General features: G+C 57.6%; 17 protein-coding genes. 14 read left to right on the top strand and 3 right to left on the bottom strand.

Annotated features, from left to right (window positions below; all coding sequences use genetic code 11):
* Window positions 1–564: 564 nt before the first annotated feature.
* On the bottom strand, window positions 565–1500 hold the full coding sequence (locus tag ACQQ2Q_RS18115; RefSeq protein WP_428188524.1) for a helix-turn-helix domain-containing protein: 936 nt from the start codon (window positions 1498–1500) through the stop codon (window positions 565–567).
* Between the two features lie 153 nt (window positions 1501–1653).
* Here ACQQ2Q_RS18115 and ACQQ2Q_RS18110 point away from each other — a divergent pair, with 153 nt between their 5' ends.
* The 6 genes from ACQQ2Q_RS18110 to ACQQ2Q_RS18085 all read left to right on the top strand — a co-directional run bounded on the left by ACQQ2Q_RS18110 (window position 1654) and on the right by ACQQ2Q_RS18085 (window position 9862).
* The gene (locus tag ACQQ2Q_RS18110) at window positions 1654–2886 is read left to right on the top strand and encodes an ABC transporter substrate-binding protein (protein WP_428188523.1); all 1233 of its coding nucleotides are present in this window, start codon (window positions 1654–1656) and stop codon (window positions 2884–2886) included.
* Window positions 2887–2955: 69 nt separating this feature from the next.
* Window positions 2956–3879 (top strand): carbohydrate ABC transporter permease, encoded by a 924-nt coding sequence (locus tag ACQQ2Q_RS18105; RefSeq protein ID WP_428188522.1) that lies wholly within the window; start codon window positions 2956–2958, stop codon window positions 3877–3879.
* Entirely contained in the window at window positions 3879–4730 is an 852-nt protein-coding gene (locus ACQQ2Q_RS18100; protein WP_428188521.1) for a carbohydrate ABC transporter permease, read from the top strand. Before ACQQ2Q_RS18105 ends, ACQQ2Q_RS18100 begins: the two co-directional genes overlap by 1 nt.
* Window positions 4727–6835 carry an alpha-galactosidase gene (locus ACQQ2Q_RS18095; RefSeq protein WP_428188520.1) on the top strand — a complete coding sequence of 703 codons (2109 nt, stop codon included), beginning with the start codon at window positions 4727–4729 and terminating at the stop codon, window positions 6833–6835. Before ACQQ2Q_RS18100 ends, ACQQ2Q_RS18095 begins: the two co-directional genes overlap by 4 nt.
* Window positions 6828–7925 (top strand): ABC transporter ATP-binding protein, encoded by a 1098-nt coding sequence (locus tag ACQQ2Q_RS18090; protein ID WP_428188519.1) that lies wholly within the window; start codon window positions 6828–6830, stop codon window positions 7923–7925. The genes ACQQ2Q_RS18095 and ACQQ2Q_RS18090 overlap by 8 nt, the downstream gene beginning before the upstream one ends.
* Window positions 7925–9862, top strand: coding sequence for a beta-galactosidase (locus ACQQ2Q_RS18085; protein ID WP_428188518.1), 1938 nt, complete (start codon window positions 7925–7927; stop codon window positions 9860–9862). The genes ACQQ2Q_RS18090 and ACQQ2Q_RS18085 overlap by 1 nt, the downstream gene beginning before the upstream one ends.
* A gap of 121 nt (window positions 9863–9983) precedes the next feature.
* Here ACQQ2Q_RS18085 and ACQQ2Q_RS18080 read toward each other — a convergent pair whose 3' ends face one another.
* Both ACQQ2Q_RS18080 and ACQQ2Q_RS18075 read right to left on the bottom strand, forming a co-directional pair.
* Window positions 9984–10193 carry a cold-shock protein gene (locus ACQQ2Q_RS18080; protein WP_428188517.1) on the bottom strand — a complete coding sequence of 70 codons (210 nt, stop codon included), beginning with the start codon at window positions 10191–10193 and terminating at the stop codon, window positions 9984–9986.
* Between the two features lie 441 nt (window positions 10194–10634).
* The gene (locus ACQQ2Q_RS18075) at window positions 10635–11555 is read right to left on the bottom strand and encodes a LysR substrate-binding domain-containing protein (RefSeq protein WP_428188516.1); all 921 of its coding nucleotides are present in this window, start codon (window positions 11553–11555) and stop codon (window positions 10635–10637) included.
* A 305-nt stretch (window positions 11556–11860) separates the two neighbouring features.
* Between ACQQ2Q_RS18075 and ACQQ2Q_RS18070 the strand changes: the two genes are divergently transcribed.
* The 8 genes from ACQQ2Q_RS18070 to ACQQ2Q_RS18035 all read left to right on the top strand — a co-directional run bounded on the left by ACQQ2Q_RS18070 (window position 11861) and on the right by ACQQ2Q_RS18035 (window position 24119).
* Complete coding sequence (locus ACQQ2Q_RS18070) at window positions 11861–12655, top strand: alpha/beta hydrolase fold domain-containing protein (RefSeq protein WP_428188515.1); 795 nt, start codon at window positions 11861–11863, stop codon at window positions 12653–12655.
* A 57-nt stretch (window positions 12656–12712) separates the two neighbouring features.
* Window positions 12713–13912: an efflux RND transporter periplasmic adaptor subunit gene (locus ACQQ2Q_RS18065; protein WP_428188514.1), complete on the top strand. Its 1200-nt coding sequence runs from the start codon at window positions 12713–12715 to the stop codon at window positions 13910–13912.
* Window positions 13913–14031: 119 nt separating this feature from the next.
* The gene (locus tag ACQQ2Q_RS18060; protein WP_428188513.1) at window positions 14032–17232 is read left to right on the top strand and encodes an efflux RND transporter permease subunit; all 3201 of its coding nucleotides are present in this window, start codon (window positions 14032–14034) and stop codon (window positions 17230–17232) included.
* Between the two features lie 455 nt (window positions 17233–17687).
* A complete protein-coding gene (locus ACQQ2Q_RS18055) occupies window positions 17688–18794 on the top strand; it encodes a PAN domain-containing protein (protein ID WP_428188512.1) in 1107 nt (368 codons plus the stop codon).
* A 562-nt stretch (window positions 18795–19356) separates the two neighbouring features.
* Window positions 19357–20250 carry a DUF5677 domain-containing protein gene (locus tag ACQQ2Q_RS18050; RefSeq protein ID WP_190235950.1) on the top strand — a complete coding sequence of 298 codons (894 nt, stop codon included), beginning with the start codon at window positions 19357–19359 and terminating at the stop codon, window positions 20248–20250.
* A gap of 131 nt (window positions 20251–20381) precedes the next feature.
* The gene (locus ACQQ2Q_RS18045; protein WP_428188511.1) at window positions 20382–22115 is read left to right on the top strand and encodes a hypothetical protein; all 1734 of its coding nucleotides are present in this window, start codon (window positions 20382–20384) and stop codon (window positions 22113–22115) included.
* Window positions 22116–22337: 222 nt separating this feature from the next.
* Window positions 22338–22772 (top strand): putative Ig domain-containing protein, encoded by a 435-nt coding sequence (locus tag ACQQ2Q_RS18040; protein ID WP_428188510.1) that lies wholly within the window; start codon window positions 22338–22340, stop codon window positions 22770–22772.
* Window positions 22773–22778: 6 nt separating this feature from the next.
* Complete coding sequence (locus ACQQ2Q_RS18035; protein WP_428188509.1) at window positions 22779–24119, top strand: hypothetical protein; 1341 nt, start codon at window positions 22779–22781, stop codon at window positions 24117–24119.
* Window positions 24120–24122 lie beyond the last annotated feature (3 nt).

Here is a 24122-nt window from a genome sequence, read left to right as displayed (position 1 = left end):
CACGTTTCTCTTTCTTCCATATTCAATTGTCAAATAACCGACACTCATTCAAAAGCGTCAAACCTTCAATGCCCAAACACATAAAGCCCTGGGCCAAAACCAGCATCGCAGCCAATCTCAAATGAAGTCAACCGAAACAAAGCAGTCCGTCGCCAGAAGCGCCGCCCCTCTCGTTCGGTGAGCGGGTTCTAGAGCTACACCGACATGAAGTCAACATGACTTTCCAAAAAAAGTAAAAATAATCGCGATCCAGCACAAGACCGCAAAATGAGCGTCACAAATTGCCGGGCGACGCAATTTGGATGGCCATAAGGAGCGGTACTAGATACGTCCATTGATACCGATGGTTTCACAGCGTGTGGCGTGCGCCGATGGGCCCCTTCCGAGCATGACCAGAGACATATTGGAGCGTCAGGTCCGCGCAGGTTGAATGCGCCTGCCCAAAAATTCCACTCTCTCCTGCGATCAGGTGGCGGAACGGTCGCGCGTGTCGCCCGGTGCTGCAGAGCGTCACCCCCAAATCATGCGCGCCGGACGCCACGTTCAAAATTCCGCGTTCATCTCTCAGGCGCGCAGGTTCGTCGGTGTTGCCTTTTCGCGCATGCGCTTTTGAAAGGCCTTGGGTTTTATGTGAAAGCGTTGCGAGAAAGCCTCGTAAAAGCGCGAGACCGAGCCGAATCCGCATTCGAACGCGATGTCGGTGATGGGCCGGTCGGTGGAAATCAGTAGAGATTGCGCGGTATCCAGACGATGGCGCACGATCGCCTGATTGATGGTGTGGCCAACGGCGCGCTTGAATATCCCCATCGCATAATTGGGATGGAGCCCGACGCTTTTGCCGACGTCTTCGGCCGAGATACGGTCGAGCGCATGTTCGCTCACGAAGCGCAGCATTTTCTCGACATGTTCCATACGCTCTCCGTCATGGGCTGACAGATTTGCGATCGCCGCTCCCTCTTCGCGAAGGTCGCGCCAGCCGTCGCGCTCTATTCTCAGAACGCGTGCCGTCAACTCATTGCGGACAATCTCGATCAGGCTTTCATCGCCTGAGAGCAATTCCTCACGCCAGCGCGTAAAAATATCCCTGTCATAGGAGCGGATTTCCAGTGCCTCGATCATGGCACCGCGAAACACAGCGTCCCGAAACCGGTGCAAGTTGGCCAAACCCAGAAATACCGACATTGGCACGTAAAGACAGATGAACGCGGCACCCTCGCGGCGATCGATGACCTGATGCGGGATCATGCCCCAGAAGAGGCAAAGCCGGCCCTCGTTGACGGTGAGTTCGCGACCATCGAACCAGTATGTCATGTCTCCTTCAAGAACGAAATTCAGCTCGATCTGGCTGTGCATATGTGGGCCGGTCATGCGCTTGACTTCGGTGCTTTCGCCCGCACAGAAGCGATGGTCTCCAAATACGACGAGGGGATGCCGCGGATCCAGTTCTGGATGCGCGGGCACCGATTCATCGTGCTCTGCCTTGCCGAACTGAAGTCGCATCTTAGGATCCCGGAATTTTTTGGCCAAAAGTCGATAGAACTCTACCGCTTTTTTGCTGAAGATCAATGCGAAGTCTTGAGGAGAGGCTTGCGCTAGCCGTTCGCGGCTGCGTCGCATTTCATACCCTATGCTTGTGGTCGTTAGGAGGAGAACATGACCATTCTTAAGAACCTAAGCGGATTCACCTTTGCGTTTGCGCTGCTGGCGGGGACCGTCCAGGCAGGCCAAATCGTGCTCAATTCCGACCAGTCGGACCCTGTGCCGAAGAAGGCGATGGAAGAGCTGATCGCCGGCTTTGAAAAGGCAAATCCGGATATCACAGTCAAATGGAACAACTTTGACCACGAAGGCTACAAGGCCGCGATCCGCAACTTCCTGACGGCCGATCCGCCGGATGTGGCCGCCTGGTATGCCGGCAACCGCATGGCGCCCTTCGTTGATGCCGGTCTTTTCGCCGATGTGACGGATGTCTGGGAGAGTAACGACCTCGATCACCAGCTGAAATCGGCTGCCGCATCAATGACGATGGACGGCAAGAAATGGGGTGTGCCCTATACCTATTATCAATGGGGTATCTACTATCGGAAGGATATCTTCGCTGAACAAGGGATCACGCCGCCGAAAACCTGGGACGAGCTTCTGACCGTCTGCGAAAAGCTGAAAGCTGCCGGCATCACACCGTTCACGATCGGCACGAAGGCACTGTGGCCAACAGGCGGCTGGTTCGATTATCTCGATCTGCGCGTCAACGGCTACGAGTTCCACATGGATCTGACGGCTGGCAAGGTTCCCTATACCGATCCACGCGTCAAGGCCGTGTTCGACAAGTGGGCCGAACTGGTGAAACCTGGCTATTTCATTGCCAACCACGCAGCCATCGACTGGCAGGACGCAGTGCCGCAAATGGTGCAGGGCAAGGCTGCGATGTATCTGATGGGTAACTTCGCCGTTGCAACGATGGAAGATGGCGGCCTCAAGGAAGACCAGATCGGCTTCCTCCAGTTCCCGTCGATCAATGCCGACATTCCGATGGCTGAAGAGGCACCGACCGACACCTTCCACATTCCGGCAGGCGCCAAGAACAAGGAAGATGCCAAGAAATTCTTGGCCTATCTTGCGTCACCGGATGTGCAAACCAAGGTGAACGAAACGCTTGGCCAGCTTCCGGTCAACAACAAGTCCAAGACGCCTGAGGATCCTTTCCTGAAGCAGGGCTTTGAAATGCTGTCCAATGCCTATGCGCTTGCGCAGTTCTACGACCGGGACGCGCCGGCCGAGATGGCCAAGGCCGGCATGGAAGGCTTCCAGGAATTCATGGTGAAACCTGACAGAGTGGACCAGATTCTGGAGCGCCTCGAGAAGATCCGCGGCCGCGTCTACAAATAAACGCGATCCTCCCGGGTGGGGCGGCGGTTGCCCAACGGCGCCGTCGCCCGCCACACAATATCCCATAAGATGATAGGTGCTGTCGTGCCGAACGCCACATCCAGCCACCATGGTTTCTGGAAGCGAAATCAGCTCAAGCTCGCTCCTTGGCTGTTCCTGCTGCCAGCCATGGCTATGTTCGCAGTCTATGTTGTCATCCCCATCTTCCAGTCGATCTGGATCAGCTTTCATGACTGGGATGGCCTCGGCCAAATGACCTGGATCGGCCTTGGCAATTACGCAGAGCTATTGACCGACGACACATTCTATACGGCTCTCGAGAATAATGTCATATGGTTGGTGCTCTATCTGCTGTCGATCCCGGCAGGTCTGGCCGTAGCGCTCTTTCTCAACCAGTCTGTTTTTGGCATCCGGCTCTACAAGTCGCTGTTCTTCTTTCCCTTTGTGATCAGCCAGGTCGTCGTCGGTCTCATTTTCACCTGGTTTTATGCGCCGGACTTCGGACCGCTCTCGCTCCTCATCCAGAAGCTGACCGGCGAGCAGGTGGCTATTCTTGCCGATGAACGCTACGCCACCTATGGCATTATACTTGCGGGCCTTTGGCCGCAAACAGCCTATTGTATGATCCTCTACCTGACGGGGCTCAACAACATCAATCCCGAGCAGGTCGAAGCCGCACGTATGGATGGTGCCAAGGGGCTTTCCATGCTTTGGCATGTAATCTTGCCGCAGCTTGCGCCGGCAACCTTTATCGCTCTTGTGGTCACTGTCATTGGCTCGCTGCGATCCTTTGACCTTGTGTCGATCATGACAGCCGGCGGGCCTTATGGCTCGACGCAGGTCTTATCCTATTTCATGTATGAACAAGCCCTGTCGGAATACGGGTTCCGCATGGGATATGGCGCGGCCATCGCGGTTGTCCTGTTCCTGATCATGATGGTGTTCATCACGCTCTTCATTGTTCGCATGCTCGTCCAGGAAAGGAACGGCTGATGTTCCCGAAACCGATCGAGAAATCCGCACCGCTTGTCCAGGTTGGCTACAAGCTCTTGCTGCCCGTGGCGCTCGTTCTGTGGCTCTTGCCGCTGATTGGCGTTGCCATCACCTCCGTGCGACCGGCGGGCGATCTTGCAGCTGGCAATTATTTCGGCATTCCGTCCGGCTTTGCCGGGGTGACGAACTATTCCGCTGTGTTCGAAAATTCGCCCATCGGCTATTACATCCTCAATTCGTTCAAGATCACCATACCCTCGGTCATCGGTGCCGTGGCCCTATCCTGCCTTGCGGGCTTTGCTCTCGCCGTCTATCGCTTCAAGGGCAACCTCTTCCTGTTCTTCATTTTCGTTGCCGGCAATTTTATCCCCTTCCAGATCCTCATGGTGCCTGTGCGCGATCTGTCGCTGAAGCTTGGCCTTTATGATACCGTCACCGGTCTCGTTCTGTTTCATGTGGCCTTTCAGACCGGGTTCTGCACGCTCTTCATGCGCAACTTCATCAAGGGGCTTCCCTTTGCATTGATTGAATCAGCGCGGGTGGAAGGCGTGTCGGAATGGAAGATCTTCCGCCATATCGTCTTGCCACTCATGCGCCCCGCGATTGCTGCCCTCTCGGTGCTGATCTTCACCTTCGTCTGGAATGATTATTTTTGGGCAACCGTGCTGGTTCAGAGCCAGAATGCCATGCCGGTGACCGCCGGCCTCAATTCGCTCAACGGCCAATGGGTGGCCGCCTGGAACCTGGTTTCTGCGGGATCCATCGTTGCTGCCCTTCCACCGGTTGCCATCTTCTTTCTAATGCAGCGGCATTTCATTGCCGGCCTTACACTTGGAGCCACCAAGGGATGAGTAATATCCTGACGATCGGCGAGGGCGACCTTTGCCTGACCCTGAAATTGCCCGAAACCGGCATGCCGGAAATCGTGGCCTTCGGTAGCCGAACGCCGCAGGTGGACGATCCATTGCTGGATATCGAGCGTTCAAGCCGCAATAACGGCATGGACGAGGCAATGCCATCTGCGGTCCTGCTGCCAACCGGCGGGATGGGTTACTTCAACTGGCCCGCAATCTCGGGTCATCGGGACGGACGCGATTTCATTGTGCAGTTTTCGCAATGGACGTCCCGAACCGAGGGACGGAAAACCATCCTGACGGGTTGCGACGCGGTTTCGTTGATCGACCTCGAGATCATTCTGGGCACTCATGCCGGTGGGATCATTTCCATGGAGACCCGGTTGACCAATCGGGGTGCTGCGCCCTTCCAGCTCGACCGCTGTGCCGCTGCGACTTTCCTGATCGATGACAGCGAGGTGGCCGTCACCAGTTTCACCGGCATGTGGTGCCGTGAGTTCCAGATGCGTGAGGAAATGCTGGGCAATGGTGTCTGGCTGCAGGAAAACCGGCGCGGCCGTACCTCGCACGACCGGTATCCCATGCTGTCGCTGAGTGGAACGCAAACAAGTTTTGCAGTCGCACTCGGTTGGAGCGGAAACCACCAGATCGTGATTGATCGCATTGATGACGGGCGCCGTCTTGTCCATCTGGGTGAGCTGTTCGAACCCGGCGAAATCCGTCTGGCACCGGGCGAAACTTACCAAAGCCCGACTGCCTACGCTGCCTCCGACAGCATGGCCTTCCATGCGTTCTTAAGAGATGAGTTGCTCCCTTGGCCGAAAGGCCGGATGAGCCCGCGGCCAGTGACGCTCAACACCTGGGAGGGCAACTACTTCGATCACAAGGTCGACCACCTGAAGGCACAGGCAACGGCGGCAGCCTCGCTTGGCATCGAGCGCTTCGTGCTGGATGATGGCTGGTTTGGACGCCGCGATGACGACACGACGAGCCTCGGCGACTGGGACATCGATCCGCGCAAATATCCAGAAGGTCTGGGGCCACTGGTCGACCACGTCACGAGCCAGGGCATGGAATTCGGCATCTGGTTCGAGCCGGAAATGATCAATCAGCAATCGGAACTCTTCAAGGCGCATCCGGACTGGGCGCTGCAGATTGAAGGCCGCCCGCGTCTGCCATCACGCAATCAGCTCGTCTTGGATCTGACCCACAAGGATGTGGTCGAATATCTGTTCGAAAAGATCGACGCGGTGCTCGCCCATCATTCGATTTCATACATCAAATGGGACATGAACCGCGATCTGACCCATGTCGGTGGACGCGAAGGCTGTGCCCGCACATCCGCTCAAACCCACGCCGTTTACCGCCTTATGGACCGCATCCGCGACGCACATCCCCATGTAGAAATCGAAAGCTGCTCCTCCGGTGGTGGACGAATTGACTTTGGCGTTCTAGCCCATACTCACCGCGTATGGACATCGGATTGTACGGACGCACTGGAACGACTGGAAATTCAGCGCGGCGCCGGCCTTTTTCTTCCGCCGGAAATTCTCGGTAGCCATATTTCTGCAAGCCCCAACCACCAGACCGGTCGACGCCACAGCTTGGCCTTTCGAGCCATCGTTGCCATGGCCTACCATCTCGGCGTGGAACTCAACCCTCTGGAACTGACGGATGACGAGCGTGGCGAGCTATCGACTTATATCGAAACCCATAAGCGACTTCGCTCCCTACTCCATGCGCCGGGTGCCAATTTTCAACTGGAACCAGTGGACGGTAGATATGTCTGGGGCGCTGCCAGCGCAGACCGGATCGCCGTCTTTGTGGCACAGGGGCCGCAAATGGTGGGCGAACAACCGGCACCATTGAAATTACCGGAAAGCGTTACCGCCTATGGAGGCAAATGGCGCGTCGCCTCGATCCTGCCGGCGGCGCCTGAATTCCTGCGCTTCTCGGATGGCCAGCGGCGTCTGCTCAAGGGTGATTTGGCATTCGACCTCGACAGCCTCTCTGCGGTCGGTCTGCCTCTCCCTATGCTCAGGCCTGAAAGCGCGTTTTTGATCGAACTTGAACCGTCAAATGGAGGAACGGCCCATGGCTGATGTCAACTTGCGGAGTGTTGAAAAGCAGTTCGGTGCCGTCAAGGTGATCAAGGGCGTCGATCTCACCGTGAAGGACGGAGAGTTCTGCGTCTTCGTCGGTCCATCCGGCTGCGGAAAATCAACCTTGTTGCGCATGATTGCCGGCCTGGAAGACATCAGCGCCGGAGAACTGACAATTGGCGGCGAGGATATGACTACGGTTGGCCCCTCGGAGCGTGGCGTGGCGATGGTGTTCCAGTCCTATGCGCTTTATCCTCATATGACGGTTGCCGAGAATATCGGGTTTGGCCTGAAAATGACGGGCCACGACAAGGCTCTGATCGAGAAACGTACCGCACATGCGGCGGAGCTGCTGCAATTGGAGCCGCTGCTGCAGCGCAAGCCCGGGCAGCTTTCCGGTGGACAGCGTCAGCGTGTCGCCATCGGTCGTGCGATCGTGCGCGAGCCCGAAGTCTTTCTGTTCGACGAGCCTCTTTCCAATCTCGACGCAGCACTTCGTGTGCAGATGCGTGGCGAATTGTCGAAACTCCACGACGATCTGAAAGCGACAATGATCTACGTGACCCATGACCAGGTGGAAGCCATGACGATGGCTGACAAGATTGTGGTCCTTTCCGCTGGCCATATTGAACAGGTGGGCTCCCCGCTGGAACTTTATCACCGGCCGAACAACCTGTTCGTGGCCGGCTTCATCGGCTCGCCGAAGATGAATTTTCTCCCGGTCGAGGCAAGTGCGGTCAGCGAGGGCAAAATCACAGTGACATTGCCGGGTGGCAGCGAACTGCCCCTCGACGCGCAGGGGCAGACGTTTTCCGGCGGCAAAGTAACATTGGGCATCAGACCCGAACACCTCTCTGCTGGCGGCGAAGGTGATGCAATCGTCGCAGGCAAGATCCGTCTTTCGGAGCACTTGGGCTCGGAAACGCTGTTTTTCATCAATCTTGAGGATGCAACAGATATCGCCGTGAAGGCGGATGGTCTGGCGCAACAACGATCAGGTGATACGCTGTCGGTTGGCATTCCGGCAAAGGCTAGCCATCTCTTCGACGCGTCGGGCAAAGCCATCATCAATGGAGACCTGACCCGCTGATGCTTGGAGTTTGCTATTATCCTGAACACTGGGACGAAAGCCGGTGGGAGACCGATGCGCGGCGCATGCGCGAGCTTGGCATTTCCTTCGTGCGGATCGGTGAATTTGCCTGGTCGCGCATCGAGCCGAAACGCGACGACTTCCGGTTTGAATGGCTCGACCGCGCCATGGCTGTCCTGGCAGATGCAGGACTGAAGGTCGTGCTCGGCACGCCCACGGCCACGCCGCCCAAATGGCTTGTCGACGCGCATCCCGACATTCTGCCCTATGACGAAAATGGCAATGTGCGGGGCTTCGGCTCGCGCCGCCACTACACCTTCTCGTCTGAGACGTATCGACGCGAAAGCAAGAGAATCGTCGAAATCATCGCCAAACGGTATGGCCAGCATCCGGGCTTGGTCGGCTGGCAAACGGACAATGAATATGGCTGTCATGATACCACCTTGTCGTGGGGCCCGGAGGATCTAAAGGCATTTCGCTCCTGGCTGCGCCTGCGCTACCAGAGCGTCGATCAGTTAAACGAGGCATGGGCCACCGTGTTCTGGTCGATGGAGCTTGGAAGCTTCGAGGATGTCGAATTGCCGATGGGCACGGTGACGGAACCCAACCCGGCGACCCGACTGGATTTCTGGCGCTTTCATTCCGGTCAGGTCGCGTCCTATGACAAGATGCAATGCGACATCATTCGCGCGCATTCGCCCGGTCGCTGGATCACCCATAATTTCATGGGTTTCGTTTCGGACTTCGATCATTATGCCGTGGGCGACAATCTCGATCTGGCATCGTGGGACAGCTATCCGATCGGTTTTGTGGAGAAATTCCCGTTTTCCGAAGAGGAGCGCAATCGCTGGGCGCAGACCTCGCATCCTGATATCGCCCCCTACCACCATGACCTCTATCGCGCCGTCGGCCGGGGTCGCTTCTGGGTCATGGAGCAGCAGCCGGGGCCTGTGAACTGGGCACCGTGGAACCCGGTTCCCAAGCCCGGCATGGTCCGGCTCTGGACATGGGAAGCCATCGCACATGGGGCAGAAGTCGTGAGCTATTTCCGCTGGCGCCAGGCGCATTTCGCGCAGGAACAAATGCATGCCGGACTTAATCTTCCCGGACTGGACGAATTGTCTGTCGGCGGCAAGGAAGCCCAACAAGTTGCACAAGAACTCAAGCTGTTGGGCGAACTTCCACCGGTCACGAAGGCGAGCGTTGCTCTTATTTTCGACTACCAGACCTACTGGTCGACCACGATCCAGCCGCAGGGGCAGGATTTCCGCTACGAAGAACTCGTTTTCCGCTGGTATGAAAGCCTGAGACGGCTTGGGCTCGACATCGATTTTGTCCGACCGGGTGAAAGCCTGGCGGGCTATGACCTCGTTATCGTGCCGTGCATCACCGATGTAACGCTTGCGATGGAAAATGCCCTTGGCGAATGCAAAGCGACGATCCTGATCGGACCGCGCTCAGGAAGCCGCGATCGCAACTTCCAGATTCCGGATGTTCTTCCACCAGGCCCGCTTGCAGATCTGACCGGCAATAGAATAGTCCAGGTCTCGACCCTGAGGCCTGGCTTGTCTGATGCAGTATCGGGAGAGGTGTGTGGGGCGGGCATCCGGTGGCGCGAGACGGTGGAGGCAAAGACATCCTCTGTCCTCGCAGGCTTTGCAAACGGTGATCCGGCCCTGACGGTGAAGGGCAAGATGTATTATCTCGCCTGTTGGCCCGACGACATTCTGCTGGGCAAGGTGATGGAACTTGTTGCCAGACAAGCCGGATTGGCCACAATGGCACTGCCCCCACATATTCGCGTCCGCCGTCGCGGTGCACTGGCTTTCGCCTTCAATTACGGGCCGGAAGATTGGACGCTACCAACCGATATCGAGCCACTGATGGGAGCTTCTGTTATCGCCCCGCAAAGCGTATCTGTGTGGATGACTGGCTAGGGCGGTTCCTAGCCTCAGTGATCAGACACAAAAAAGGCCAGGCAAATTTTGCCTGACCCCGATTGGTAATTTGCTTTCAACAGTGCCAGTACATCCGTGGTCAAAGGAAAGCAGTTACCGATTATACGGCCTGCAGATTGCAAGCTGACATCTTGCCCGACTTGCTGTCGCGCTCAAGGTCGAAGCTGATCTTCTGGCCTTCAACGATGTCGCGCATGCCGGCGCGCTCAACTGCAGAGATGTGCACGAATGCATCGTCGCCGCCGTTGTCAGGCTGAATGAAGCCGAAGCCCTTGGTGGAATTAAACCATTTAACTGTGCCAGTGGTCATGATGAACCCTTTCATAGCAATAAGATGACCACAGCGCGGAAACGCTGCGGATGATGATCACGATTTTTGAAAGGAAGGTTCGTTCAGGACGCGGTGCTAATCGCGCAGTAACCAAAGCTAAGCAAGCAAATATCGACAGGCACATACCTATGCGCATTGAAGAGGCATGTCAACTTTTAGTTTTCCCGCACAAGAAATTCTACCATTGAGGGAGTTATTGCGCCGTGCACTTCATCAACAAGTGCGGCATATCTCTTTGTGAACCGGTGACATTGGACGGATTGAAGCTGTTGGGACCCAGGTTTTGATGGCGCAGCATTTTTCCAAACCCGGAGAGCAGCTCCATGGGATCGACGAAAGGCGGCTGCGAGGTGGAAGAAGCAGGTTTCTAACCCGATCTGGTTTGCCGGAACAAAAGCACGGCCGAGACTTAGGTTCAGATTATAAGGGGTATGTCGAATCCAGCTTCCTGTCTGCCAGCAGTCGAACAAGCCAGTCGACGAACACTCTTACTTTGTTGCTCAAATGCCGGTTCGGCGGGTAAACGATGTAAAGGGGAATGGGATCGCTTTGCCAGTCGGGCAGCACCTGCACGAGCTCTCCCTTTTTGATGAATTCTGCTGCCATGAAAGACGGCACGAGAGCAACGCCGAGACCAGCCAGTGCTGCGGTCAGATAACTGCGAGCATCATTGACAGCGACGACATGGCGCGGATCGATTTCCAGCTTCTCGCCTTCCCTTTCGAAGTTGAAAGCCATTGTTCGATTGTTTCCGCCGGTGAAATAGCTAACGCTGTGATGCTTCGTCTCCAGTTCCGATGGGTGTTCCGGCGTACCGTGTCGTTCCAGGTAAAGTGGCGCCGCGCATATGATCATCGCAACATCTGTGACGCGTCGTGCAATCAGAGACTGGTCGGCAGGCACCCCGCCACGCAGAGCGCAATCCACGTTTTCCGCAAGATAGTCGACGGTCCGGTCGCCAACGCCGAGGTCGACACGGATGTCAGGATATCTTTGGTAAAAATCGCATAGGGCCGGAATAACAAGCCAATCAGCAAAGGCGCCCGCCATCTCGATGCGCAGCCGCCCGCTGGGCGAGCTGTGCGAACTAGAAATGCTGGTATCGAGTTCGTCGATCTCGGAAATGATACCGATTGCGCGCTCGTAGTACAGGGCGCCATCGGTCGTGACCATGACGCGGCGCGTCGTGCGGTTCAGCAGCTTGGCGTGAAGATGTGCCTCCAGTCCCTGGATAAGATTAGTCACCGTTGCCTTCGGAAGACTCAAGGCCGACGCTGCCCGCGTAAAGTTGCCCATCTCCACCACCCGGACAAAGGCCCGCATCGCTGATAGCTGATCCATGTGACAGTTCCTGTCAGTATGCACTGCAAAATTGTTCGAAATTTGGAACAGTGCGCTCGCAATATGACGCTTGTTCAGAATAACGAATAATATAAATTATATTCAGACGCAACAGGTTGGTTCGTTCCTCGAATGCAACTTTTGGTGCCGGTTGGCACTTGTCGGATGATTTTCGATGCCCCGGCGATGCAGGGCTGCAATTTATGAAAGGAGATTGACGTGCGTATTCCTCGCTATATTCCATTTCCTGTCATGTTGTTCGTCAGCCTTGTGCTGGCACCATTGCGCTCGGAGTAGCAAGTTCGATGTCAGTTGAAGTCAAGGATATGGTGCTGGACCATGTTTCCCTCGGAAGCGTCGCGGTGCGCGTTTACGAGGGCGCCGCGTGTGACAAGGGTCCCCCTGTCTTGATCTATTTTCAAGGCGGCGCCTTTGGTAATCCCGCTTCAGCCCTATGCCCTATGGCGGAGTGTCTGGCCGACACGGGTGCGATCGTGATCGTACCGGACTACAATATGCAGGGATCGGTCTTTCCAAAGCCGCTGGAAGTTGGATTTTCTGTATTCTCCTACATGGCCAAGAAGCGGTCAGGGTTTGGCAACAGAAAATCTCTCTTGATGGTTGGTGGCGAGGAAGCCGGTGGCAATATAGCGGCGGCCGTCGCTCTGAAAGCCCGCGACCGTTTCGCAGATGAACTTGACGGACAGGTCCTGGCGTCGCCGCTTCTTGATCCATTCATGGGGTCGCCGTCGTCTCGAAATGCCGAATGCATCGGCATGAGAGAGCGTTGGTCTGAGGGTTGGAGCCACTACCTCAGTGGCGGCATGTGCCATCCATATGCTGCGCCATCGGTCTGTTCTCGACTGGCCGGTCTGGCGCCGGCACTTGTTCTGTCATCGAAGGACGATCCGCTCCTTGATGAGACAATTGCCTATGCCTTGCGATTGTCCACTGCGGGTGTCGAAGTTCATCAGCATGTTCTCCCCGCCGGGACAGGCTGGCCAGCACTTTACGGTGGGAAAACGGATGAACTGTCGAGTTGGCAAGACAGTGCAAAAAGCCAGTTCTCGGATTTCGTTCGCGAAATTGGCGTTAACTGATTTGATTTGAACACGATTTGATCTTGAGCGGTTGTTCCGGCCGCAAGGAGTTGAAACATGACAATGACATTTAAACGCTGGACCCTTGCGGGCACCGGCATAGGACTTGCTGCGTCCATTTCAGCCGCCGCCCTATTCTTCGATTTACCGGCTGGCACGGCCGCAAGTGCATCGGAAGAGGCAAGCGCACCTGCCGCGGCGCCGGCGACGCCCGTGACAGTGGCGGTTGTTCAAAGTCGCAACATCACCACATGGCAACAATTTTCCGGACGACTGGAAGCGGTCGAGCGGGTGGATGTGCGCCCTCGCGTTGGCGGTGCGATCCAGTCGGTGGAATTCCGCGAGGGTGCGTTGGTGAAGGCAGGTGACCTCCTCTTCACTATCGATCCCGCACCCTACGAGGCGACCTTTGCCCAGGCGGCAGGGCAGGTCGCCTCGGCGGAAGCCAAGGTTGCGCTTGCCAATACCGAGCTTGATCGCGGGCAGCGACTTGCCGGAAATCGCACCATCTCCCAGAGCGATCTCGACCAGCGAAAGAACGCTGTCGCGGAAGCTAAAGCCAATTTGAGGACGGCCCAGGCGACCCTGCAGTCTGCTCAGCTTGAGCTCGATTATACGAAGGTCAGGGCACCTATTTCGGGACGGGTCGGCAAGGTCGAGATTACCGTCGGCAACCTCGTTTCTGCCGGAACAGCCTCTCCGGAACTGACGACACTTATATCGGCCGATCCCATCTATGTCAGTTTTAACGCCAGCGAAGAGACCGTTGCGCGGATTCTTTCCGAGTTGCCTGCCACCGACGGCACCCTGGCACCGATCGACCAGATCCCCGTTGAGATCGGCACGCTCGCCGACCAAGGCACGCCGCGAAAAGGCAGGGTGCAGCTGATCGGCACTGAGGTCGATGTCTCGAGCGGCACGATTGCCGTTCGCGCCGTGATCGATAATCCGGAGGGTCGCCTGATTCCTGGGCAGTTCGTCCGCATACGAATGGGCGAGCCACACCCTCAGGACAAGATCCTTGTCAGTCAACGCGCTATCGGAACGGACCAGGACAAGAAGTTCGTGTTCGTGGTCGACGCAGACAACAAGGTGGCCTATCGGCCGGTTGAGCTTGGCGGTAACGCGGACGGCGAACGCATTGTCGAAAATGGTCTCGCCAATGGTGATCGCATTATCGTCAACGGTTTGCAGCGTGTCGGGCCGGGCGCGCTGGTTGATCCGCAAAGCGAAGAGTCGGTCGCAGCGGCAAAGTAACCTAAGGCGGAGCGCTCGCGCTCCGTCCACTATTCCCAAAACATCGGACCAGCTGGTGGACGCCGTTCCTCCGGCCATGTGTCGGTTTGTCCAAATTTTACCCTGGAGAGGGCCCTGTCATGAACATTTCCAGATTTTTCGTCGACCGACCGGTATTCGCGGGAGTGCTGTCGATCCTGATCGTCATCGCCGGCCTGATCGGTATGCGCATGCTGCCGATCTCGGAATATCCCGACGTCGTCCCGCCATCCATTGTCGTGCGCGCTGTCTATCCGGGCGCAAACCCGGTGGTGATCGCCGAGACGGTCGCAACCCCGCTCGAAGAGCAGATCAATGGCCTCGAAGGCATGCTTTACATGAACAGTCAGGCAACCTCTGACGGTGTGCTGACGCTCACTGTCACGTTCAAGCTTGGCACCGATCCCGACAAGGCTCAGCAACTGGTTCAAAATCGCGTATCGCAGGCAGAGCCAAGATTGCCATCGGAAGTGCGTGCACTCGGTGTGACGACCGTGAAGAGTTCGCCCGATTTCATTATGGTGGTCAACCTTGTGTCCACCACAGATCGCTACGACGTCACCTATCTGCGCAACTATGCCACCCTGAACATCAAGGATCGGCTGGCGCGGATCGAAGGTGTTGGACAGGTTCAGGTATTTGGTGCGGGCGATTATGCCATGCGGATCTGGATCGATCCACAAAAAGCGGCGCAGCATTCGCTGGCTGCAAGCGACATCACAAACGCCATCCGCCAGCAGAACGTTCAGGCCGCAGCGGGAATCATTGGCGCCTCACCGAGCCCAGCCGGTGTCGATCTGCAGCTCAACGTCAACGCACAGGGTCGTCTTCGCACGCCTGAGGAATTCGGTGAGATCATCGTGAGTTCGGGTTCCGAGGGCCAGATCACGCGCTTGAAGGATGTCGCCCGCATTGAGATGGGCGCTGCCGACTACACATTGCGATCCCTGCTGGACGGCCAACCGGCTGTCGCGATTGCTGTGCTTCAGGCACCCGGTTCCAACGCCATCGAGATTGCTGACAATGTGCATGCGACGATGGATCAGCTGCAGCTGGCCATGCCAGACGGCGTAAAATACGAGATCGTCTACGACACGACGGAATTCGTGCGTTCCTCCATCGAAAAGGTCATTCACACCCTGCTTGAGGCCGTGGCCCTCGTCGTCCTCGTGGTGATCCTGTTTCTGCAGACATGGCGGGCCTCCATCATTCCGCTGATCGCCGTTCCCGTTTCCATCATCGGCACGTTCGCGGTCATGTATGCGTTCGGCTTCTCGGTGAATGCGCTGACGCTCTTTGGACTCGTACTGGCGATCGGCATCGTGGTCGATGACGCAATCGTCGTCGTTGAAAATGTCGAACGTAATATCGAGGATGGGCTGAGCCCGCGCGAGGCAACCTATCGTGCCATGCGTGAGGTCTCCGGGCCGATCATAGCAATAGCCCTGGTGCTGGTTGCGGTATTTGTGCCGCTTGCCTTCATCAGCGGACTGTCAGGTCAGTTCTATCGACAGTTTGCGCTGACAATCGCCATCTCGACCGTCATTTCAGCCATCAATTCTTTGACGCTGTCGCCGGCGCTGGCTGCCCTCTTGCTGAAGGATCGTCATGCCCCGAAAGACTGGCTGACCCGCGGGATGGACCGCGTCTTCGGCGGCTTCTTCCGTGGGTTCAACCGCGTTTTCGGCGCAGCATCCAACGGCTACAGTCGCGGCGTCGGTGGTCTCATGTCCCGCAAAACGCTGGTGATGTTTGTGTATCTCGCGCTGATCGGAGCGACATATACGGTCTTCAGCGCAGTGCCGGGCGGCTTCGTACCCGCACAGGACAAGCAATACCTCATCGGCTTTGCACAATTGCCGGACGGCGCCAGCCTCGATCGTACCGAAGACGTCATCAAGCGTATGAGCGAGATCGCGCTGGAACAACCGGGCGTGGCTCATGCGATCGCCTTCCCCGGTCTGTCGATCAACGGCTTCACGATTGGCTCCAATTCGGGCATCGTTTTCGCTGTTCTCGATGATTTCTCAAAGCGCACGACACCGGAGCTATCGGGTGGCGCCATTGCCATGCAATTGAACCAGAAATTTGCAGGTATCCAGGACGCCTTCATTGCCATGTTCCCGCCACCGCCGGTCAACGGCCTTGGCTCGACAGGCGGGTTCAAATTGCAGATTGAGGATCGGGCCGGCCTTGGCTATCAGGCGCTCGATCAGGCAACCAAGGCGTTCCTTGGCATGGCCTACCAGACACCGGAGCTTGCGGGTCTGTTTTCGAGTTTCCAGATCAATGTTCCGCAGCTATACGCGGACCTGGATCGCTCGAAGGCCGAGCAACTGGGCGTGTCGGTGACCGATGTCTTCGAAACGCTGCAGATCTATCTCGGCTCACTCTATGTCAACGACTTCAATGCTTTCGGACGCACCTACAGTGTGCGGGTGCAGGCTGATGCCGCATTCCGTGCTCAGCCGGAGGATATCGGCCAGCTTGAGGTCCGTTCGCGCTCGGGTCAGATGATCCCGCTATCGGCTTTGTTGAAGGTTGACAGCGCCACGGGCCCGGAGCGGACAACCCGATATAACGGCTTCCTCGCCGCTGATATCAATGGTGGCCCGGCCCCAGGCTTCTCGTCCGGGCAAGCGCAGGCCGCGGTTGAGCGCATTGCCGCAGAAACACTACCGACCGGTATAGAGTTCGAGTGGACCGACCTGACCTACCAGCAAATACTTGCGGGCAATTCGAGCATTGTCGTCTTCCCGCTCGCTCTACTGCTGGTCTATCTTGTGCTGGCAGCCCAATACGAAAGCCTGACACTACCGATTGCGATCATCATGATCGTGCCCATGGGCGTGCTCGCGGCTCTGGCCGGAGTCTGGTACACTGGCGGAGACAACAACATCTTCACCCAGATAGGTCTTGTGGTGCTGGTGGGGCTGTCTGCGAAAAACGCAATCCTGATCGTCGAATTCGCGCGCGAGCTCGAGTTCGAGGGCCGTAGTCCCGTCAAGGCAGCGATCGAGGCAAGCCGACTTCGTTTACGTCCGATCCTGATGACCTCGATGGCCTTCATCATGGGCGTCGTCCCTCTGGTGATTTCGACCGGGGCCGGCGCAGAAATGCGGGCAGCCATGGGGCTTGCGGTGTTCTGCGGTATGATCGGGGTCACCTTCTTCGGCATCTTCATGACACCGGTATTCTACGTTCTGCTGCGCAGGCTGTCCGGCAATCGACCACTGGTTCAGCACCATGAAGACGTGCCGGCAGAAGCCGTCTCGGTTCCTCAACGCGCAGCGGCAGAGTAAACGAGAACGCTCCGAAGGCGCTCTCTCCCGGCAACGGACAAACCCGTCTATTTTGACGGGTTTGTCGAAGGGACCGGCATAAGCTGTGGCCTGCTTGCCTGAAATGTCCTCGCCATATAGTTGAAAAGACTCTCGGAAACCATTGTTCCTAATCCTTGACACCTGGCGCGCCATCATAAGTCGACCGGGATAATTCGTTCTCATGGACGTATCTTGTAGGAGTTGCGCACACGCAATCAATGCGCAGACGGAGTGAACCGAAAGGTAGCTCGCGCATGAAGGTTGCTCATCCCGAGCCAATATAGTTTGATGAGTCCCGGTCAGAGGTTGCATTTATGCGTAATAGATTTCGAGCTGTCGTCATCATCGCTCTTTTGTCTCTCATTTCAGTCGGCAGCGCGTCGGCCGATGAGAAAACCTTTGGACCATTCATCGTCGACGATGACTATCCCGATGTGATCATTCTCAATGGCGAAATCGACGTTAGCTCCGCGCTGAACTTCAGGCGCGTCCTTGATGCGGCTCCAAACGCCAAGGTGGTCGCTCTCAATAGCCCAGGCGGCAATGTGCAGATGGGACTTTTGATTGCAGACGATATCCATCAAAGGAAGCTGACAACCTACATCCCCAAGGGAAGTGGTTGCTATTCGGCCTGTGCTTACATCTTCCTTGCCGGCGTAGCGCGGGAGGTCGAAGGTGAGCTCGGCGTCCACCAGATCTCGTCGCAATCATCCGATCTCGTCGGCGCTCAGCTCACCATTTCAGATATCATCGACGTGCTTGGTCGCTTCGATACACCGCCTGAAGTGATGAGCGTCATGTTCAAGACGCCACCAGACGACATGCATGTCTTCACCGGCGAAGAGATCGTGCGCTATCGACTAAACAAGGCAGATGCCGCAAAGAGTGGTGTGGCTCGGCGTGACCCAGCAGAATCGGCCAGCGGTCTGGAAATCGACGCCCCGGCAACTCACTCATCGACATCAGAAGCCTCACATCCTACCGCCCAAACATCAGACCGACCAGATCGACTTGCGATCTACACTGGCCTCGATCTTTTTGGCGACGACATAAGTTCTGTGAGAGTTGCAGACGCTGCTGAATGTGCCGGGCAGTGTGCGACGCTGAAAGGGCAGTGCAAAGCCTTCACCTTCAATGTCAACCCAACCATCAAACGCGGCCCAAACTGCTTCCTAAAATCGGGCTACGGAAGAGTCGATGGCAACAGAGTCGCCTTTTCCGGGATGCTTTTAAGCGGCACCGAGCCAGATCCGACGGCATTCATCGTTGGCACGATTGATCCTCAGGATGCTCTCTACGACGATATCGACCTGCCAGGCGGCGACCTTTCCAACCGTCCCTTCGAAGAGGCAACGACGCCTCTTCAATGCAGGCTTGCTTGCATCGACAACAGCAGTTGCATCGCTTTCACCTATGTTAGCAAGAAGAGTGAATGTTGGCTCAAGGGAGCGGTCGGCAATCCACGCTCCCGGCAGGGTATGATAAGTGGTGTGAAAACCCAACAGAGCTTTTCGCCAGCGAAGATTATCAATCTCAATTGAAGGCATCAGCCGATCAACAACACGAATGAAGATGGCAACCTGCAAACAGGTTCAGGATTGGATTAAGACGACATACAACTTGACGACCAAGACGTGCTGGATTTTTCACGTGAAAGCAGAGAACGGGAATACCAATCGCGTTGCACCGAATAGAAGCGATCCGAAGAGCCGAAAGTACCCATGTCCGCAGGACAAGCAAATAGCTGTCGAAGCGGCGCTGCGGCATTTTGAATTTATCTAAGTGAGCCGATACCGGGAATGTGACCCTTGCAGCGAGGTTTCGACACAAACGGTTCAAATGTTAGTTTTTCTGACTTGAAACGCCGCATAAATAGCTGACTTTATTTACAAATCATGGCGGAGAGGGTGGGACTCTCTACCATTTTCCGCATAACATATTGATATTTGGTCACAGAAATTTCCGTTCGGGTAGACGAGTGGGTATTTGATACCCCAGCCATTGTCAACAATCAGCAGGATCTGCGGTTCAGCACATTGACTGCAATCTGAAACTGATGCTGGCTGCTCGCGGACTTCGGATCTGGTGTGAATGGGAAAGCAAATGACGGAGGATGAGAACGGAACTTCTGACTTCAAGGGAAAGACTACGCAGGTTGACTACTTGGAAAGACTGAGGCGGTTTGACGCCGCTGTTTGTGAAATGATTGCGGTCAGCCAAGCGACGGCAGGACGGCAAGAAAGCCCAGCAATCGGATATTCAACTCATGTTTTTGCGCGAATGTGTTCGCACGCCAGATCCCTGGTATCGTCGGCGCCTATGTCCCGATGGGTAAAGCGAGACTTTGAGACATGGGATGTCTCGACGGTGGCGTCGCATGCGCGCTCCCTCTTGGAGGGGTACGTCCTGTTCTACTATCTCAGCTCAGCCCCAGATGATGCCGAGGTGCAGCGCGCGTACGTGAATGTCATGCACCTTTACGACTGCTTAAAAAGAATAAAAATCCTCCCGTTTGTCCTATCTAATGAAGAAATTGAGTGGTTTAAAGGGCAAGCAGAGGAAATTAAGCAGCGCCTCGAAAGTATAAAATACTTTTCTGACCTCGATTCTAAAATTAAGTCTGACATCCTTGCAGGCAAATATATGATGATCACTCCGCAAAAGGATGTGATTAGGGCTGCAGGCATCGATCAGCAAGAATATGATTTCTATTGGAACTATCTTTCGCAATATACACATATACTTTCGTTTACTTTCTATAGAATGGAACCGAACGGACGCGGAACTGGGGTTGAAAACGGCTTCGATCGCGATGCCCTGTGCATGGTACTAGAGTTCTTTTCTGGGATATTGACCGTAGCCACGGACAGGATGATCGAGTTATTTCCAGACGCCGGCTGGGCGCGGAAAGGTAAGGACTCCAAGTTCTCTCCTGGCCCAATGCATAACCTCCCCAAAGAGGCGAAGAAGGTCAGAAAATCGCAAAGACGCCGTTGACCGATGCCCGCCATCGATCGAGCATAGAAAAACCGCCATCAACGGGCTCGCAACCCTCCGGCGGTTTTCACAAGGTGTTCCAGAATGCTGAACGACATCGCTGAACATGTAAAGTCGCCGTTGACGGCGAGTTGAGCCGGGGGCTCGGATATGACCCCTGCGATGCCGAGCCGAACCTTACCTACCCAATCAAAAATGTTGACGAAGCCCCGCTAGGCTTAGGCAAACTCGTTGCCGCCGCCGTTGCTGCGCTTGAGACGACCGTCGCCAGACCGGCGCGCACGACGCACGACGACGTCCTGCGGTCGAACACCGGCTGGGCCATGGACCCGGTCTCGTGGGCGCAGCGTCAAGCGGCGTCGGCGGAGCTGGAACGACAGACGGCGCACATCGCCGACGCGCTGGGCGGAGCGGGGGTGAACGTCGTCCTCGACGGCGACGTGACGTTTATCGGGGCGGTCACGGGCGTGGTCGAACAGCAGCGCGTCTACCGTGCCTGCCGGTTCTTACCGACCGTCGCCGCGCGCGACAGACGGCCTACAGTGAACGGACTGAAACTCTTCATCAGCGGACACAAAGATTCGAAGTACTTCAGATACGCCGTCATGACTTGCTCGGAGCCGGTCCCGTTCAGCGCGGACCTTCAAGGCGACATGCGCGGTGCGATCCAGGAACTGAACCGGCGCATTTCAAGATGGGCGCACAACGCCCAGAAGAAGTACGGGGTGGAAGTCCTCTATCGGGGCATTGAGTTCACACGCGCCACGGCTGCGGAGCGTGATGCTGAGGCTCATGCTCGCGGCCAGGCGTCGAATCTGTCGGAGCGGTACGGTGCGGCCACGGTGCTCTATCACGTCCACGCCAACGTCTTATACTGGCCAACGCGGGTGCTGAAGGAGAAGGGCAAGACTTGGGAAGACTTCCTTCGTTTCACACATGAGGCGACCGGCGCATGGTGGAAGGACAACGGCAAGATCGACTCCGTCGAGGAACTGGTGAAGTACTGCTCCAAGCCGAACGACACGCTACGGTCGTCCACCGATGAACTGGTGTGGCTGTACCAGGCCACCCAGCGGCTGAAGCTCTGCCAGCCACTGGGCGACTTCAAGGACTGGATGAAGACGCTCGACAAAGCCGGGGAAAAGGTCGTGCGCGTCCATATCGGTCGTGGCGACGGCCGGCTGATGCGCGTGAGGAAGAGGAAGAAGTCGGACAAGGATTCGGACGACGAGAAGAAGAAGGACAGCGAAAAATCCGACGCCGCGACCGACGTCGAGAAGAAGGCGCCGCCGTCGAACATGTTGCTCGGCATGACGCTACCCCAGTGGCGGCACTCGCCGTGGGCGGAGCCGCTGATCATGGTGCAGCGATACGATCCGACGAAACCGTTCGGCGAGGCCGGCGGCGACATCGAAGCGTGGAAGCGTGCCGCACGCGAGATGTGGGATGACAACTGGGGGCCGGAGCCGGAGGAGGCGCTCCGGGTGGCCCAGATGGCTCGCGAGGCCGTCCTGTCGTCCGACGATATACGTGAGGCTGCGGAAGCAGCCCCGTATATGGTTCACACATGTAGCCCAACTGTCCCCGCACCCGGAAACGATGACGAGGAAGTGCCGCCGGAAGAGCTTGACGAGGACGCGGCGGACCTCGCCGCGCTCTTCGAAGGAGGCACAGTCGTCCGTCTGACTCCCCGACCGCCCACCGAAGACGACGAAATTCCATTCGAGTCGCCCGCCATCGTGGCGCGATGGGCGAAGATGCGGGCAGACCTCGCCGCGAGCGAAGCCCGCTGGGCGGAATGGCGGGCGTCTGCCGCCCATGCTCCGGGCCAGTCCTCGGAGCATGGTTGCCGCATCGCGGCGTGACGGCGGTTGCCCGACGTCACCAGGACATAACGTGATTTCACGTTATGTCTCGTCGTCCTCCAGGACGGCGATAAGGCCCGGCCAGGCGCCGCGCGAGCGCCCTCGGAGAGCGGACGCTTTGAGCACCCCGAAGGGGAGCGGAAAAGCATTAGTCCGTCTCTACAGGTTTGTTTCCGGCTCCGCCGGCGGTCACGATTCCTCCACCGACACCGGAGGAACATCATGTTGAACGTCCAGAACATCATCACGTCTGTCATCGTCGCGGCGCTTCTCACGAATACGGCGTCCGCCAGCGAGGGGTCCGTCGTATGGAGATCGGCGTCGTCGGGCGTGCTGACGACGCCGGCTCCGACCGCCGAACCTCCGGCAACGCCACCTGCTGAGGTGCCGGTCGTGACCTACAGAGGCAACAGATACGCGTGGGGCGTCGGCGAGTCCGTGCTGCTGCTCCCCGACGTCTCGGGCGGTTCTGGCCGGTACGAATACGCGCTGGCGACCGCGACGCCGCTTCCTGCCGGTCTCTCATTCGACGGCGCGACGGGCATCTTCTCCGGGCGCTCCCGGACTGCCGGACAGTATCAGTGGTCGATCCTCATCCGCGACATGGCGACCGGGGCCAGGACAACAGCCGTGGCCGTTGCCTTCTTCGTGGAGTGAGCGGGAATGGCCTATCAGTTCGTGCACATGGAATGCTTCTCTCGAAAGGGAGCGAAAGGACGCTCCACGTCCTTTGTCCTCGGTGAGGCCCGCCGCGATCCCTCCGCCTCCCTTCATGTTGCGACGCCCTCGCCGCCGGTCATCGTGTACGGCGTGGGCGTAGACGAGGTGGAACGGATGCACGATGCCGCAGCCGACGCCGCCCGCACGACGCCGAAAGGCGGCAAGGAACGGCGCGTGCGGCAGGATCAGCACACACTGCTGACGGTTGTGGCTTCGCATCCCGTGACGATGGAGGCGGTTCGCGGCGACCCGGCGATGCGAGTGGAAGTCGAGCGCTGGGAGAGACTGACCGTTGCGTGGCTCCGGGAGCAATACGGCGACCGTCTGTCCTCGGTCGTCCGTCACGAAGACGAAACCCGGTGGCATGTCCATGCCTACGTCCTGCCCGACGATCCCGCGATGCGCGCGACCGCGCTCCACCCAGGCCAGTCTGCGAAGAGCGCCGTGATGCTGGCCGGTCCCGCCGACGGAGAGGATTCCAAGACGCTGAACAAGCGCGGCGACCGTGAATACAAGCGGGCCATGCGCGAATGGCAGGATTCGTATCATGTCGCCGTCGCCCAACCATGCGGTCTCACCAGGCTCGGACCAGGCGGACGCCGCCTGTCGAGAACGGAGTGGCAGCGGGAGAAGGTCCAGGCTCGCGCCCTCCGGGCGTCTCTCGATCGAGCGAACGCCGTGAAGGTCAAAGTTGAATCCTACGTGGCGGAGAAGAGGACAGAGACCGAATCCATGGTCTCGACGGCGACGTCGGAAGCCGCCAGGCTGCGCGCCGAGGCCGACGCCGCGACGGCGGAGGCGGCTCGACGTCTTGCGGAATCCAAGGCGGCGACGGAAGCCGCCAAGGCCGCACACGACGCCGCCGTTCGCGAGCAGCGCAAGGCGCGGTCCATGATGTCGCGCGTCCGGGAAGAGGCCATAAAGGTTCGCGCGGCGTCGGCCAGGCTGCAACGGCTGCCTGGCCTGCTTCGAACAGCCATCGACGGCTTCCGAAAGAGCCGTGTCGCCGACCGCATCCGCGCCGCCGTCGAGGTTGAGATGGAACGGCTCCGCGACCAGGCGACGTCTTCCGACCGTCGCGCCGACGCATCCGAACGCAGGGCTAGCGCCGCCGAGACCGCCAGCAGGAAGGCAGAGGAGCTGGTCCGGACTCTCGACACTGCACTCACGGAGACGGCTGCGCAACGCGACGCCGCACGGCGGGAGGTACAGCGCCTTCGTCCCCCGGAGGTGACGCCGTCTCTGGGGCCGGGATTCGGTCCGCGACCTACGCCGGGGCGATGACCA

Origin of the sequence: Agrobacterium sp. ES01 (assembly GCF_050320885.1) — a bacterium.
In the GTDB taxonomy this organism is placed as follows: Bacteria; Pseudomonadota; Alphaproteobacteria; order Rhizobiales; family Rhizobiaceae; genus Allorhizobium.
The sequence above is the reverse complement of the archived record's forward strand: the minus strand, read 5'-3'. Positions and strand labels throughout refer to the sequence as shown.

Bases quoted from the DNA above. Each gene is read 5' to 3' on its own strand.
- ACQQ2Q_RS18050 (WP_190235950.1), top strand. From the start codon at position 19,357: ATGACGGAGGATGAGAACGGAACTTCTGACTTCAAGGGAAAGACTACG.
- ACQQ2Q_RS18065 (WP_428188514.1), top strand. From the start codon at position 12,713: ATGACAATGACATTTAAACGCTGGACCCTTGCGGGCACCGGCATAGGA.
- ACQQ2Q_RS18095 (WP_428188520.1), top strand. From the start codon at position 4,727: ATGAGTAATATCCTGACGATCGGCGAGGGCGACCTTTGCCTGACCCTG.
- ACQQ2Q_RS18115 (WP_428188524.1), bottom strand. From the start codon at position 1,500: ATGCGACTTCAGTTCGGCAAGGCAGAGCACGATGAATCGGTGCCCGCG.
- ACQQ2Q_RS18035 (WP_428188509.1), top strand. From the start codon at position 22,779: ATGGCCTATCAGTTCGTGCACATGGAATGCTTCTCTCGAAAGGGAGCG.
- ACQQ2Q_RS18085 (WP_428188518.1), top strand. From the start codon at position 7,925: ATGCTTGGAGTTTGCTATTATCCTGAACACTGGGACGAAAGCCGGTGG.
- ACQQ2Q_RS18105 (WP_428188522.1), top strand. From the start codon at position 2,956: ATGATAGGTGCTGTCGTGCCGAACGCCACATCCAGCCACCATGGTTTC.
- ACQQ2Q_RS18090 (WP_428188519.1), top strand. From the start codon at position 6,828: ATGGCTGATGTCAACTTGCGGAGTGTTGAAAAGCAGTTCGGTGCCGTC.
- ACQQ2Q_RS18080 (WP_428188517.1), bottom strand. From the start codon at position 10,193: ATGACCACTGGCACAGTTAAATGGTTTAATTCCACCAAGGGCTTCGGC.
- ACQQ2Q_RS18060 (WP_428188513.1), top strand. From the start codon at position 14,032: ATGAACATTTCCAGATTTTTCGTCGACCGACCGGTATTCGCGGGAGTG.
- ACQQ2Q_RS18040 (WP_428188510.1), top strand. From the start codon at position 22,338: ATGTTGAACGTCCAGAACATCATCACGTCTGTCATCGTCGCGGCGCTT.
- ACQQ2Q_RS18075 (WP_428188516.1), bottom strand. From the start codon at position 11,555: ATGGATCAGCTATCAGCGATGCGGGCCTTTGTCCGGGTGGTGGAGATG.
- ACQQ2Q_RS18110 (WP_428188523.1), top strand. From the start codon at position 1,654: ATGACCATTCTTAAGAACCTAAGCGGATTCACCTTTGCGTTTGCGCTG.
- ACQQ2Q_RS18070 (WP_428188515.1), top strand. From the start codon at position 11,861: ATGTCAGTTGAAGTCAAGGATATGGTGCTGGACCATGTTTCCCTCGGA.
- ACQQ2Q_RS18100 (WP_428188521.1), top strand. From the start codon at position 3,879: ATGTTCCCGAAACCGATCGAGAAATCCGCACCGCTTGTCCAGGTTGGC.